General features: G+C 59.2%; 10 protein-coding genes. 4 read left to right on the top strand and 6 right to left on the bottom strand.

The genetic code is table 11. The features are described from left to right. Positions 1–136 precede the first annotated feature (136 nt). Positions 137–1837: an urease subunit alpha gene (ureC, locus tag KGB25_RS12810; RefSeq protein WP_008031192.1), complete on the top strand. Its 1701-nt coding sequence runs from the start codon at positions 137–139 to the stop codon at positions 1835–1837. Between the two features lie 54 nt (positions 1838–1891). Here ureC and KGB25_RS12805 read toward each other — a convergent pair whose 3' ends face one another. Then, the gene (locus KGB25_RS12805) at positions 1892–7174 is read right to left on the bottom strand and encodes a dermonecrotic toxin domain-containing protein (protein ID WP_223435094.1); all 5283 of its coding nucleotides are present in this window, start codon (positions 7172–7174) and stop codon (positions 1892–1894) included. 236 nt (positions 7175–7410) lie between these two features. Between KGB25_RS12805 and KGB25_RS12800 the strand changes: the two genes are divergently transcribed. Beyond that, positions 7411–8532: a sensor histidine kinase gene (locus KGB25_RS12800; protein ID WP_223435093.1), complete on the top strand. Its 1122-nt coding sequence runs from the start codon at positions 7411–7413 to the stop codon at positions 8530–8532. A 94-nt stretch (positions 8533–8626) separates the two neighbouring features. Here KGB25_RS12800 and KGB25_RS12795 read toward each other — a convergent pair whose 3' ends face one another. Both KGB25_RS12795 and KGB25_RS12790 read right to left on the bottom strand, forming a co-directional pair. Further along, on the bottom strand, positions 8627–8932 hold the full coding sequence (locus tag KGB25_RS12795) for a chaperone modulator CbpM (protein ID WP_008038687.1): 306 nt from the start codon (positions 8930–8932) through the stop codon (positions 8627–8629). A gap of 23 nt (positions 8933–8955) precedes the next feature. After that, a complete protein-coding gene (locus KGB25_RS12790) occupies positions 8956–9903 on the bottom strand; it encodes a DnaJ C-terminal domain-containing protein (RefSeq protein WP_223435092.1) in 948 nt (315 codons plus the stop codon). 298 nt (positions 9904–10201) lie between these two features. Here KGB25_RS12790 and KGB25_RS12785 point away from each other — a divergent pair, with 298 nt between their 5' ends. After that, complete coding sequence (locus tag KGB25_RS12785; RefSeq protein WP_192226948.1) at positions 10202–11476, top strand: Hsp70 family protein; 1275 nt, start codon at positions 10202–10204, stop codon at positions 11474–11476. A 143-nt stretch (positions 11477–11619) separates the two neighbouring features. Here the strand turns inward: KGB25_RS12785 and KGB25_RS12780 are convergent, their stop codons facing one another. The 3 genes from KGB25_RS12780 to KGB25_RS12770 form a co-directional block, all read right to left on the bottom strand. Continuing rightward, positions 11620–12633: an AI-2E family transporter gene (locus KGB25_RS12780; protein ID WP_008038685.1), complete on the bottom strand. Its 1014-nt coding sequence runs from the start codon at positions 12631–12633 to the stop codon at positions 11620–11622. A gap of 223 nt (positions 12634–12856) precedes the next feature. Next, complete coding sequence (locus KGB25_RS12775; protein WP_008031179.1) at positions 12857–13162, bottom strand: PsiF family protein; 306 nt, start codon at positions 13160–13162, stop codon at positions 12857–12859. A 64-nt stretch (positions 13163–13226) separates the two neighbouring features. Further along, positions 13227–14021: an AraC family transcriptional regulator gene (locus KGB25_RS12770; protein WP_192226946.1), complete on the bottom strand. Its 795-nt coding sequence runs from the start codon at positions 14019–14021 to the stop codon at positions 13227–13229. Positions 14022–14117: 96 nt separating this feature from the next. Between KGB25_RS12770 and KGB25_RS12765 the strand changes: the two genes are divergently transcribed. After that, a complete protein-coding gene (locus KGB25_RS12765) occupies positions 14118–15005 on the top strand; it encodes a DMT family transporter (protein WP_223435091.1) in 888 nt (295 codons plus the stop codon). The last annotated feature ends 39 nt before the right edge of the window (positions 15006–15044 follow it).

Below are 15044 nucleotides of genomic sequence, written 5' to 3'. Positions count from 1 at the left end.
GCAAGCCAGCTCCTACAGGGGATCGCATTCCACCCCACATTCTGCGGCGGATGCGATTCCTTTGTAGGAGCCGGCTTGCCGGCGATAGCGAGCACCGCGAGCGATCTCGAATCCAATTGAATCTCAAGGCGAACGAATGAAGATTTCCCGTCAAGCCTACGCCGACATGTTCGGTCCCACCGTCGGTGATAAGGTCCGTCTGGCCGACACCGAGCTGTGGATCGAGGTGGAAAAAGACTTCACCACCTACGGCGAAGAAGTGAAATTCGGCGGCGGCAAAGTCATCCGCGACGGCCAGGGCCAAAGCCAGCTGCTGGCCGCCGAAGTCGTCGACACGGTGATCACCAACGCGCTGATCATCGACCACTGGGGCATCGTCAAAGCCGACGTTGGCCTCAAGGACGGGCGCGTCGCAGGCATCGGCAAGGCCGGCAACCCGGACGTGCAGCCGAACGTCACCATCGCCATCGGCGCCAGCACTGAAGTGATCGCCGGCGAAGGCATGATCCTCACCGCCGGCGGCATCGACACCCACATCCACTTCATCTGCCCGCAGCAGATCGAAGAGGCGTTGATGAGCGGCGTGACCACCATGATCGGCGGCGGCACCGGCCCGGCCACCGGCACCAACGCCACCACTTGCACCTCCGGCCCATGGCACCTGGCGCGGATGCTTCAAGCGGCGGATGCGTTCCCAATGAACATCGGCCTGACCGGCAAAGGCAACGCCAGCCTGCCGGAGCCGCTGATCGAGCAGGTCAAGGCCGGCGCCATCGGCCTCAAGTTGCACGAAGACTGGGGCACCACCCCGGCGAGTATCGACAACTGCCTGACGGTGGCCGATCAGTACGACGTGCAGGTGGCGATCCACACCGACACCCTCAACGAGTCCGGTTTCGTCGAGACCACCCTCGCCGCCTTCAAGGGCCGCACCATCCACACCTATCACACCGAAGGCGCGGGCGGCGGTCACGCACCGGACATCATCAAGGCCTGCGGTTTTACCAACGTGTTGCCAAGCTCGACTAACCCGACCCGGCCCTTCACCCGCAACACCATCGACGAACACCTCGACATGCTGATGGTCTGCCATCACCTGGACCCGAGCATTGCCGAAGACGTGGCCTTCGCCGAAAGCCGCATCCGCCGCGAAACGATTGCCGCCGAAGACATCCTCCACGACCTCGGCGCGTTCTCGATGATCAGCTCCGACAGCCAGGCCATGGGCCGGGTCGGCGAAGTCATTACGCGTACCTGGCAAACCGCCGACAAGATGAAAAAACAGCGCGGCCCACTGCCGGGGGATGGCGAAGGCAACGACAACTTCCGCGCCAAACGCTACATCGCCAAGTACACCATCAACCCGGCGATCACCCACGGCATCAGCCATGAAGTGGGCTCAATCGAAGTGGGCAAATGGGCCGATCTGGTGCTGTGGCGCCCCGCGTTTTTCGGGGTCAAACCGACGTTGATCCTCAAGGGCGGTGCCATTGCGGCCAGCCTGATGGGTGATGCCAACGCCTCGATTCCGACGCCGCAACCGGTGCACTACCGCCCGATGTTCGCCAGCTACGGCGGCTCGTTGCACGCCACCAGCCTGACGTTCATCAGCCAGGCGGCGCAGGAGGCTGGTCTTCCCGAGGCGCTGGGCTTGAAGAAGAAAATCGCTGTGGTCAAAGGCTGCCGCGACGTGCAGAAAACCGACTTGATCCACAACGACTACCTGCCGAGTATCGATGTCGACCCGCAGACGTATCAGGTCAAGGCCGACGGCGTTCTGCTTTGGTGCGAGCCCGCGGATGTACTGCCGATGGCCCAGCGTTACTTCCTGTTTTAATCGGCCAAATCACCGGAGCCTGGCTGGCCAGGCTCCGATGCAAAGCCGCAACGATCAACTGTTCGGCTGTACGGTGAAAGGGATTTCTACCCGTTGCAGTTTTGCCCGTTCGATTGCCTGGCGTGTGAACGTTTTGATAAAGGCTTTCTTGTCTTCGTCGATGACTTCCAGCTCGGCGGCGTATTCCGCTTCGGTCATGACCCGTCCCGGCGCAAACGCGCTTTCCGGTTTGTTCAACTCAGCGCCGAGCACCCTGAGCTCTTCCTTCAAGCGAGCCTTTTGCTCAAGGGAAAGCGTTGTGTCGGTTGCTCGTTTTTCAAGCGCTGAGTAGAACTCGATCGTGGCTTCAATCCGGCGTCTGAAACCTTTGATAACCCCCCGGTTGGAACCCTCGACATAGGATGACCAGAACGGCTGCTCGATCAGCAAATCGTCGAGCAATTCACCCGCCTCAAGGTTCAGTACACGATGGAATGCATCTTCGATCATCGCGTTCGTGACGCCGGCGATTTTTCTGAACTGCATTTTTCGCGACTGCCAGGGCAGGTCCAACCGGTCGGCAAGGTCCGTCATGAACGCCAGGTGAACTTCAACCTCATCAATCGTGCCGGTGACCTCGCCCGTCGCATTGACGCGCCTGAATTCCTCACCCATCGACTCCCGCTCGGAAATCGTTTTTCGCGCAATCCTGCTCAGTTCATCCAGACGTGACTTGCCCCGCGCCAGCGACACCAGCTCACCCTCCACCAGCGCGGGATTGGCCAGTTCATAGGCCTCATGAATCAGCACCTCCATCCCCATGGCGTTGAACAGCTGCGCGCCGGCATCGACGCACGCCGTGGGCACGGTGGTCAGGGTGAAGAGTTTTTGCCGCAGCTCGGTATTTTTCGACATCGCATCGAGCATTCGCCAGACCTTGGTGGTCATGTCGACCCGAAACCCGGGGTCGCGATTGAAATGCCCCGATTCGGTGAGTTTGCGAATCTCGTTGAAGAAGCCAACCGAACCGTGCTCATCCTCGACGCTGTTCCACACCTCCTGTCTGGCCACCCACTCCGGCCGGGTCAAGCCGGCTTCCCAGTCGAGGCTGTCGCGCACGCCACGAGGCGGATACGGTCGATCAGGGTCCATGCCAACGGACGCGATGAACTCCCTGAGCGTTTGCAGATTGAAGGCCGGCAAAAACTCCGGCTCCCGGCTCAACAACGTACGCGCCAGCAATTCCGCCTGGACCGAGCCACGCGTGACCATGGGCACGTAGGTGATTTCGTTGCGCTGCATGTCCAGGTAAAAATGCCGGAACCGCGGCTGCGCGAACAAGCCGTCCGGCCACGTCCGAATGCCGGTATCGGCCAGGATCAGCGTATGTAACACGCGCATGCTGCCAATATCCGGAACCTGCCCCAGGGGATTGCTATGCAGGTCCAGGATCTGAAGCCGCGTCAGGTTGCGCAGGTCCGCGACGCCTTGCGCATCCAGGACAATGCGGTTTCCTCGCAGGTTCAACTCCGTCAGCGCGCGCATGCGGCCGATGGCACGAGGAAGTCGGGTGAGCGAATTGCCGTTGATGTTGATAGAGCGCAACCGGGGGAAATGATCGAGCAATGAAGCATGCGCGTCGGTCAATTCGGTTCCGTTCAGATTAAGGCGAGTGACGTGATCGAAGTTGCCCTCCAGTGCGGGCATCGTGCGCAGATGCCGCCCCAGCGGCAGGTTCTCGAGGTCGAGCACGAAGCCTCGCAACTCGCCGTACGAGTCCACATCGCGCAAGCCGGTGTGCTGCCAACATTCCCTGACCGCTTTGTACAACGCGTTTCTGGACTGCCATTCGGCGATGCCGGCGGACGTAAAGCGGAATGCCTCGGTCGGTGATTTCAGCCAGCGTTGGAAGTTGGCATTGAGCCGATTGAACTCCTCCTCCAGGGCACTCGCCCTCTGGTCAAGACTGACGTCGCTGCCCCCCGCTTGCAGATAGGACTGAGCTTCGGCCTCCGTCCATCCTGGGCGAACGACGCGGACCCGCTCTTGCGGCGTTACTTGCCCCTGAACTCGACGCAGACCTTGGGCCATCCCGCGCATGCCGCCACGCAGACGCATCGTGGCTGGATCGTACGCAGGTTTTCGAACAGGGTTATCCGCCAGAAGCGCGTTGAACCTGTCCCGTGGCAATGGCGTTTTTTGAACGGCGTGCTTGAGCGTCGCGCCTTGATTGATCTGGTACCCCAACGCGTTCCGCTCAGTATCAGGCAGGGCATGCAACACCGAAGCATAGAGGTCATCAGCCCCATGCAGATGCAGATCATCGGCATCGCGGGCCTGGTACTGACCGTCCTCGCTGACAAGGATTCTGCGAACGGCGGCATCTGCCGGGCCCACACTGTCGCGCAGTGGTCCGTCGAATGAGTATTCGCGGATTTCGATGCGCACGTTTTCGGGCCAGTCGGGCAGCGCTTGCAACGAGTGCAACGCCAATCGCTCGCTATCGACGCCGTACGCGACATCGAGGAAAAGCCCTTCGTAAGCGCGTGCGGCGCGTAACGTGCGCAAGGCCAGCCGCGTGCGCTCTCTGAGCCGCAAGGGAATGCGCGAAGACTCGGTGATTTTGAGTAAGTCTTGCGGTTCGATGTCAGCCAGCAACTCACGGGCGATCACCGTCGGGAGGTTGCTGAAGGCGTCCTGAAGCGCCAGCACTTGCCGATTGTCTGTCTGCTGCAAACGGCGATTGAGCGCGTCAAACAAAGGTCCCGGATGACTGCCTGCCCGCCCCGCGAGCCTGTTTTTCAAGGCGTCGATGCGGATATGCTCGTCAGTGGAAATACTCTGTCCGAACAACGAATGGATGTCGGCTTCATTGACAAACTTCACGGCCAGCTCCGGAAGTTTCCCGGCACCGACCTCGGCACGGCTTATCTTCAGCGTATTGGCCGGCGATGCGTCGAGATTGCCGTACTTGATCGAGCGGCCCGACTGTCCGGCGCCGTCAAAAAGCTCGATGCTTTTTTGCTCAGGCCAGCCCGGCAGCTCCACCAGCAAACGGGGCACCTGCTCGATGAACGCTTCGGGAACCTCATCGAGCACTATCTGCCCGGGCAGCTTTTGCACATCAGCCCAGATCTTGAAGCGTTCGATCGTGTCGGTCAGCAGCGCGGGCGGTGGTTCGTTGACGACATGCAGCCGTCGCAACAGGTCTTCTTCGACACCGCTGGCGATACGAATCTGCTCCAACGTGGCCTCGGACAAATCCTCAACCGCCAACCCCAGGCGCCGCATGAGCGTGGTTTTGCCCCACTCGACGGGTCGGTCGAGCTCGGTCTTCCACACACCGGCACTGTCGTGTTCGAGTGTGGGCTGATACGCCTGCGGCCGATCCGGATGTTGCAGGCGAGGCTGCCCCGTTCGCGGATCGCTTCTGACTTCGAAGTACTTGTTTTCATGCCTCAGGATGGTTTTTTCGCTGTGCCGGAACAGCCCCAGCTCACCTGGCGTCACCGTTTTCGGCAACGTCAGGTCATGGGCGTAGGGCGACAGGTCCGGCTTCCAGAGGCGTGTCTTGCCGTCAGGCAACTCAACCTTTTGCAACTGATCGATGAAGGCCGAGGGTTTGACCGACGCCGCCGCACCGGCGGGCAACACATGCCCCGCCGCCATGATTGCCAGTTGCGCGAAATTGATCATGACACCGGTCAGATGGGCCGCCGCTTCGTCCCTGTCGCCCTTGCTCCACTCCTCGATACCTTCCATGGTTTCGAACAGCATCTGCCCGACCATGACCGCCAGCATCGCTTCGCCCAGGCCGGGAACCAACATGGAGCCGAAGTTGAACACGTTCCAGCCGATGCTCAGATAGCTGGTCAACCGATTCCAGCGAGTGGTCGCGTCTTCATCGTCGGTCGGCACCGCGATGTGCCGCGCATCCGCAATCGCCTTATCCCTGCGCCAGCGACCGATTTGCGGCCAAATATCGCCAGTAATGATGTTGGTGATGGGCTCTGCGTTGGCGTTTTCAACCGCGGTCTCTCGCCACCACGGCCCCATGTCCAGCGGCTCGCGCTGCGTCCAGGTGAACGTGGTGAAACGCTCGCGAACCCGGGCAAAGAATTTGTCATGGTCTTTTTGTGCCACGAACCGGCTGAAAAACTGTTGATAGTCTGGCGAGCGCAACTGGCTCGTCAGTTCCTTCATGAAGTCAGTGAAGGACGCATACTCTTTGAAGGGATGGTCAGGATCATCCGGGACATAAGCGATCAACGTCCCGTCGAGACGGCTTTGTTGAAAACCATCTTCCCTTTGCAAAGTGGCGTCGACAAGACCGTTGGGGCCATTGGCGAAAAACGCTTCGAGTAATTTGAACTGCTCAAACTCCTGGCCCGGTAGCAGCGTCAAACGCCTGGACCATTCCATCAGTGTGCGTTGGTGCCGGGGAACCAGACTGTCGTAAATTCTTTTAACTTCAGTGGGGTCTGCCACTGCACTGAACAACAGGATGCCGGACAACCTGAAGCCCATTAACGAAAGTCGATGGCATTGCAAAGGACGATGATTCCACGCAATGCCTTTTTCATTGTCACGAATTTGCTGAAGTTTCCCGTAGCCATAGGAACTGATGTCGTTTTTCAAATACGCGATCAGCGCAGATTCGTTGAAGATGGCTTTTTCACTGGCCATGCAGTGCCGCTCGATTATTGCCTTGGCCGCGATATCTTCGGGCATCAGTGCTGCCTTGATGTGACGCTGATAGTGCGCGCCGATATCAAGCGTCCGGCACAGGGCCGCGAATTGTTCGACCGTCAGCGTATGCCGCTGTAACTCGTTTTCGTGGTCCCGGGTGAAGATGCCGGAGCCATCGCGAAACGCACCGGCCTGCGTTTCAGGCGCCTCGAAATTGTGAAGCGCCGCTTCCAGCAACGTCGATTGCCTGAGCCGACTGGCATTGGTATCGATGCCAAAGCCCAGTTTTGCCGGGATGTACAGGCGAATGAGCGTCGCATTGACGTCCAGATCCAGATTCAGCTGGTCCTTTAATGCTTTAACGAGCAACGGTTCGGCAAAGGCAAGAATGTCCCGCTGTACATTCTCCAACACGTCGTCCAACGGGACCTGAAGGCGCCAGCGCTCATCCGTCAGTTGCTTGAGGTACTGACGGTCGATGGCGCGTGCATTCAAATACCACTGTGGAAAATCCGCGGTCGAATCGGCCATCGTAAGCAGTCGTGAAACAGGTGCGTCTTTTAGCGGCGAAGGCAGTTTGCCCAGCAAATAATCACGATGAGCATTGTCTTTGCTTCTTCCATGCCCGGTAATAACTTGCAACGCCGAAGTTTCCGATAGTTCGTTCATTTCGCAAATCCTTATGCGATGAAAAGAACCACCAGACTATTGAGTGCGACTAAAAACAAAAGCTTAAAAAACCACTCGAAAAACCGCGCCAGCCCAACAATGCATTTAATTTCAGGATCTAAAAAATATTTAATTAGCACCCTGGGGCCACTAAAGAATGGTCGCCGGCGCAGTGGTAGTTTTTAGGGGGTGCCAAAGGGGATAAGATGCCTCGGATTGCCATCAGGAAACCGACCATGCGCCTATCCGAATTCATCAGGCAACACGTAGACCGTATCGTCGATGAATGGGAGCAGTTCGCCAGAACGATTACCCCGGCGGCCGAAAATATGGATCGAGTGGCCTTGCGTGATCACGCCAGGGAAATTCTGTTGGCAGCAGCGCGGGACATGACCACCGCGCAAACAGCCAGCGAGCAACTCGCCAAGGCCAGGGGCGAAGGTCCGGAGAAAACCCCGAGCCTGGACGAAGCCGGCGCCAGTCATGGTGAACTGCGCCATACCGTGGGCTTCGATCTGATGCAGATGACCAGCGAATTCCGTCACCTGCGTGCCTGTGTGATCCGGTTGTGGGTCAACAGTCTGGAATCACCGGACCTCGCTTACTTCCAGGACATGATCCGTTTCAACGAAGCCATCGATGAAGCCCTTGCCGAATCCACGGCGGCCTATGCCGAACAGGTCAATCATTCGCGGGATATCTTCCTGGCTATTCTCGGCCATGACCTGCGTGCCCCCTTGCAGGCCGTGAGCCTGTCCACCGAAATGCTGATGCGCAAAACCACGCTTGAAGGCGATGCCCTGGCTTGTGCGATCAATATCAAACGCGGCGCGCGGCACATGGCGGTGATGGTCGGCGATTTGCTGGAACTGGTGCGCAGTCGCCTGGGCAAGAGCCTGCCGATTGAACCCAAGCCGATGGACCTGGCCGATGCCGCTCACGCAGCGATTGCCGAAGCCTGTGCCGGTAATCCCGAATGCGATCCGACAGTTCATGCACAGGGCGACACGACAGGCGTGTGGGATGCCGGACGCCTGGCGCAACTGCTGCAAAACCTGATCGGCAATGCGTTGCAGCATGGGTCGAACAAACGCGATGTGACGGTGACCCTCACCGGCGAACCAGACACCGTTCGTCTAACGGTGCATAACTTTGGAGCGCCTATTCCCGAGGAGGCCATCGGTACGATCTTCGATCCGCTGGTACGCAGCGCCGATGAAGAACTCGGCCAGCCGTCCACCAGCCTTGGCCTGGGGTTGTTCATCGTCAAGGAAGTGGTCGATGCGCACGGCGGGACGATCGAGGTCAGTTCGAACGAAACTGATGGGACGCTGTTTACCGTGGTGTTGCCCAGATAGACCGCCATCTGTAGGAGCCAGCTTGCTGGCGATGGCGATCTTACGGACGCCATCGCCAGCAAGCTGGCTCCTACAGGATTCAAGTACGCTTCAGCTATTCGACAACCAGCCGCGCCAACCGCTGCTTGAGCATCCGGTTCTCGGCCCGCAGTTGCTGCACCTCTTCAAGCAGGTCGAGCGCCAGGGCGACGCCTTCCCACTCCAGCTCCAGGTCGTGCCGCAGCTTGGCGGCACGCTTGGCCAGCGCCAGCTCATAATCGGTGAAACGCCAATCCTTGGGCTGCTTGCCCTGAGGTTCGAGGATGCCGTGCTCGACGATTTCGATCACGTAGACGTCCGACAAATCGGTCGCCTCACAGAATTCTGCCATGTCCAGTTGAACGATCAGGGGGTTGCTCATGATGGGCTACTCCGTCTCTTGGATCAGAAGTTTTCTCTCGGGTCGAATGCGGCTTTTTTCGCCAGTTCCTGCCACAACGCCTTGACCTCGTCGCTCGAGGTTTTTGGCATGACCGCCTTCAATTGCACAAACAGATAACCGCGTTGACCGGCCTTGTTCAACAAGCCGTGGCCTTTGGCGCGCATACGCTGGCCGTTCTGGCTACCGGCCGGCACCTTGAGGTTGATCTTGCCTGTCAGTGTAGGCACGGCCACTTCGGTGCCCAGCGCCAATTCCCACGGAGCCAGCGGCAGCGTAATGATCAGGTTCTCGCCTTCGACGTCGAACTTCGGATGCGGCGCAAAGCGAATGATCAGGAACAAGTCGCCGTTGGCGCCACCACCGATGCCCGGTGCACCCTGGCCTTTGAGGCGGATGCGCTCGCCGTCGGTCACGCCGGCGGGGATTTTCACGTTCAGGCTTTTGCTGGTGTTGCTGACGTGCTGGCCGGCAGCGTTGTACTGCGGCACCTGGAACGTGACCTTCTTCGATTCGTTCGAGAGGGTTTCTTCCAGAAAGATTCCAAGTTCCATTTCCACGTCTTGCCCTCGACGTCCGGCACTGCGGCGCGTCTCTCCACCACCAAAACCAGGACCGCGGTTACCGAAGATCGAACTGAAGAAGTCCGAAAAATCGCCCGAGTCCTGACCACCACCAAAACCACCGCCGCCACGCCCCTGCCAACCTGGCGGGCCCTGGAACGGTTGGCCGTGCTGGCCGTATTTGCGCAAGTCGTCGTATTCGGCGCGCTTGTCGGCGCTTTTCAGCGCTTCATAGGCTTCGGACGCGTCCTTGAATTTGGACTCGGCGTCCTTTTCCTTGCTGACGTCGGGGTGGTATTTGCGCGCCAGCTTGCGATAAGCCGCCTTGATCGTCTTATCGTCCGCGGTCGGTTCCACACCGAGAATCTTGTAATAGTCTTTGAAGTCCATCGTGGAATCACCATCCATTATCAAAATCGCGCCATCAGCCTCAGCATGCTCTTAATTGCCGCACGAGGTTTGACCGATCTCAAGTTTGTGACCGGACAGCGCATTAGAAGTTTATCGGCAGCGGCGGGCGGTTCTTTTGTCCGTCCCAATGGCTGCCAGGGCCAATGCAGACAAGTTTGGGGCATCGGGCCGTCTTATCAAGGCGCTAATTACCGAGATTTAGCGGATAGTCGGCCTTCGAATCTGCGCCGCACTGGCATACACTGCGCGGCCGTTTTTTAACCGGAACCTGATAGACATGAAAAACGCATCTCCAGCCCGTGCCTGTGGTATCGACTTCGGCACGTCCAACTCCACCGTCGGCTGGCTGCGCCCCGGCATGGAAACGCTGATCGCGCTGGAGGACGACAAGATCACCCTGCCCTCGGTGGTCTTCTTCAATATGGAAGAACGCCGCCCGGTGTACGGCCGTCTGGCGCTGCACGAGTACCTGGAAGGCTACGAAGGCCGGCTGATGCGCTCGCTCAAGAGCCTGCTGGGTTCCAAGCTGATCAAGCACGACACCAGCGTTCTCGGCACGGCGATGCCGTTCAAGGACCTGCTCGGGTTGTTCATCGGTCAGTTGAAGAAACGTGCTGAAACCGCCGCTGGTCGCGAGTTCGATGAAGTGGTGCTGGGTCGTCCGGTGTTCTTCGTCGATGACGACGAAATGGCTGACCAGGAAGCGGAAAACACCTTGGTGGACGTGGCCCGTGCCATCGGTTTCAAGGATGTGTCGTTCCAGTACGAGCCGATTGCGGCAGCGTTCGACTATGAGTCGACCATCGAAAAGGAAGAGTTGGTACTGATCGTCGACATCGGCGGTGGTACGTCTGACTTCTCGCTGGTGCGCCTGTCTCCTGAACGCCGCAACCACGACAACCGTCACGAGGACATCCTCGCCACCGGCGGCGTGCACATCGGCGGGACCGATTTCGACAAGCAGTTGAGCCTGCAAGGCCTGATGCCACTGTTTGGCTACGGCAGCCGCATGAAGAGCGGCGCCTACATGCCGACCAGCCACCACATGAACCTGGCGACCTGGCACACCATCAACTCGGTGTACTCGCAGAAGTCGACCCTGGCCCTGGGCAGCATGCGCTACGACATCGAAGACACCGGCGGCATCGACCGTCTGTTCAAGCTGATCGAGCAACGTGCCGGGCACTGGCTGGCGATGGAAGTGGAAGAAACCAAGATCCAGCTGACCCACGCCGACAGCCGCCATGTGCCGCTGGACCGCATCGAGCCGGGCCTGAGCGTGGAGTTGAGCCGGGCGTTGTTCGAATCGGCCATCGACAACTTGCTGGAGCGCGTGCGCAACAGCGTGACCCAGATGCTGAACGACGCCAACGTGCGGGTCGATCAGGTGGATACGGTGTTTTTCACCGGTGGTTCGAGCGGGATTCCGGCATTGCGCAACAGCGTCTCGGCGATGTTGCCGAATGCGCGGCATGTGGAAGGCAACATCTTTGGCAGCATCGGCAGTGGTTTGGCGATTGAAGCGGCCAAGCGTTACGGGCCGATGGACTGATCCATAACCGAGGTGAGCCCTTCGCGGGCAAGCCTCGCTCCTACAGGTTTGGTGTCGTAACCATTATCGGTGAACGACACAAACCCTGTAGGAGCGAGGCTTGCCCGCGAAAGCGTCAGATCAGGCAATAAATATCGACCGGATCAAACCATCCCCACCTGCTTCAACTCACTCTTCAAATACGCGTAATAAATCGGCCCCGCCACCACCCCCGGCAGGCCGAACGCGGCCTCGAACACCAGCATCGCCAACAGCAACTCCCACGACTTGGCACTGATCTGCCCGCCGACAATGCGCGCGTTGAGGAAGTATTCGAGCTTGTGGATAACAATCAGATAACCCAGCGCGGCCACCGCGACCCAGATCGACAGCGACAAGCCGACGATGGTGATCAGCGTGTTCGACATCAGGTTGCCGATCACCGGCAACAGGCCGAGCAGGAAGGTCAGCACGATCAGGGTTTTGGTCAGCGGCAACTTGATGCCAAACATCGGCAGGACCACCGCCAGGAAAATCCCGGTGAAGAAGGTGTTGAGCAGGGAAATCTTGATCTGTGCGAACACGATGTTGCGGAACGCCTGGACCAGCAGGTGCAAGCGATCAAACAGTGCGGCGGCCAGCGGCTTGCGCTTGGTCAGGTCCGGCACCCGTTGCAGGGCGATGATCGCGCCGAGCACCATGCCGATCAGCAACGTCACGAACATGTGCGCCGCGTCCTTGCCCACCAGTTGAAGATCGCTGAGGTGTTTGCTCATCCACTCGCCAATCGCCACGCGAAACTCGGCGGCGCTGGCCGGCAGGTAAGCGTCGATGAACGGCGGCAACTGACCGCGAGCGCGGTCGACCACGAGCATGAATTTATCGAGGGAAGCGCCGGGGTTTTCCGCCTCATGCAGCAGGAAACTGAAGGCGCCGGCAAAGATCAGCGTCAGCACACTGACCACCAACGTCCCCAGTAACGCCACCGCCAGCCAGCGCGCACGCCGACCTTCGATCAGTCGCTGCAATTGCGGGGTGAGCATGTTGACCAGTTCGAACACCAGCAGACCGGCCAGCAGGCTTGGCAGCAAGCGCAACGGAATCACCAGCAGCAAACCACCAAAGATGATGACCCAACTGATGAGCAGCAAGACTTGGCGTTGAGAAAACGTTGGCATACAGCCTCAAAACGAACGGCGTAAAAGGATTGGCAGTCTGCCAGCGTTCGGGTGTCAGCACTAGGGATTGTGTGGGACGACCTTGGTCGGGCTTCCAGCGACCGTTCGGGCCTCATCGCTGGCAAGCCAGCTCCCACAGTTAGTGAGTACGACACAATACCTGTGGGAGCTGGCTTGCCAGTGATGAGGCCAGCACAGCCACCACATTTATCTGGCCCGACTGTTATTTTTTCTTCAGGCAATCACTCATGAACGCCTTGCGCTCATCACCCTTGAGGGCCTTGGTCGCGGCATCGGCATTGCAGGTTTTCATCTTCTCTTGCTGAGGGGTCAGGGCTTTCGCGTCATTGGCGGCTGGCGCGGCTTTAAGGCAGGTGCTCATGAAGGCTTTGCGCTCATCGCCCTTGAGGCTTTTCGCGGTAGCGTCGGCATTGCAGGTGGTCATCTTGTTCTGTTGGGCAGTGGCAGCGAAGCCCTGGGAGCAGAGCAGCAAACCGATCATCAACAAAGGGACACGCAACATCGTCATGGAGTTTTCTCCTTGTTGCCGCACCGAGGGGCACGGCCTCGCTCTGGAGTGTAGACAAAGCCTGTTACAGCTTCCTGCCCGGCAGATGGCTTCGGCGATACTGCTCCGGCGTACACCCGGCCTGGCGCTGGAACATGGCGATAAACGCCGACCCGGTGCTGTAGCCCATGTCGAACGCGATTTCCTGAATGCTGCGATGACTGTCCAGCGCTTCGATCGCCGCCAGAAAACGCAAACGCTGCCGCCATTCGCCGAAACTCATGCCCAACTCGCGCACAAACTGCCGCGCCAGGGTGCGCTCGCTGACGTGAATCTGCTCGGCCCATGCCGACAACGGCCGGTTATCTCCGGGCTCGACCTGCAAGGCTTCCAGAATACCGAGCAGCCCGGGACTGCTGGCGTAGGGCAAGTAGCATTGGTGGATGGGCGCCTGCTGCAGCTGATCCACCAGCACTTGGGCCAGGCGTTGGTCGGTCTCTTGCTCGGGAATCTTCACGTCACGGGCGGCGAAGTCCTTGAGGATTGCCTTGAGGATGTCGCTGATCGCCAGGGTGCAAGCCTGCTTCGGCAGCTCGTGGCACAGCGCCGGCGCCAGGCAGACGGCGCGGTAGTTGATCGGTTGATTGCTGTAGAAACTGTGCTCGATCTGCGGCGGCACCCACACGGCATATTGCGGCGGCGACATGAAACGGCTGCTGCCGATTTCCATGTGCAACACACCGTTGGCCGAATACTCCAGCGTGCCCCAGGGGTGACGGTGGGCCGAGGCATATTCGTGGCTATTGAAGTCGGCGTAGCGGAAGTACACCGGCGCGGGCAATTCGCTGAAATCCAGCAGGTCGATGTGTTTGCTGCTCATGCTGTCTGTCATCAGGGTCAGGTTGTCTGGATCGCAGTATAGGCTTGCATCCGGACAGGCGATAATTCTCCCTCATTAACGTTCTGGTTGTTCCTGATGCAATACGCTTATCCCCTGCTGGCCATTTTCATTTGGGCTGGCAACACCGTGATCACCAAAATGTCGGCCGGGGCGATCTTCCCGGCGGAGATCGGTTTTTACCGCTGGCTGCTGGCCGGATTGTTGTTCACACCGTTCATGCTCAAACCCGTGATCGCCCATTGGTCGGCCATCCGCCCGAACCTGTGGAAGATTTTCGTCCTCGGCGTGCTGGGCATGGCGGTTTATCAGAGCCTGGCGTACTTCGCGGCGACGCTGACCTCCGCCACTAACATGGGCATCATCCTGTCGCTGATGCCGTTGATGTCGCTGGCCATGGCCATAGTCAGCCTGGGCCAGCGCCTGACCGCCGGCGCGCTGGCCGGTGCGGTGTTGTCGTTTGGCGGTGTGTTGGTGGTGGTGTCGTCCGGCAGCCTCAGTGCATTGCTTGAGCACGGGGTGAATCTGGGCGATGCAATGATGCTGATCGCCACGCTGGCCTATGCGATTTACAGCACGCTGCTGAAAAAATGGCAGCTGCGTTTGCCGCCGCTGGTGTTGTTGTATCTGCAGGTGTGGGTGGCGGTGGTGGTGCTGTTTCCGTTGTTCGCCGTGTCGCCGAAAATCGGTCCGACGCTGCAGAATATTCCGCTGGTTCTGTATGCCTGCCTGCTGGCGTCGATGGTTGCGCCGCTCGCATGGATGCAGGCCGTGGTGCGTCTGGGACCGAGCCGGACGACGCTGTTTTTCAATTTGCTGCCGGTGATTACCGCATTGATTGCCGCGCTGGTGTTGCATGAGCAATTGGCGATGTATCACCTGGTGGGCGGGATGTTGACGTTGGGTGGGGTGATTGTTTCGGAGCGTTGGACCATGGTGTTGGGCCGTAAGGTTAGCGTCGCCTGATCTGACGCCTTCGCGGGCAAGCCTCGCTCCTACAGGGAC

The organism is Pseudomonas sp. BF-RE-21, from assembly GCF_019947305.1.
Taxonomy (GTDB): Bacteria; Pseudomonadota; Gammaproteobacteria; order Pseudomonadales; family Pseudomonadaceae; genus Aquipseudomonas; species Aquipseudomonas migulae.
This window is presented reverse-complemented; position numbering and strand designations above follow the sequence as displayed.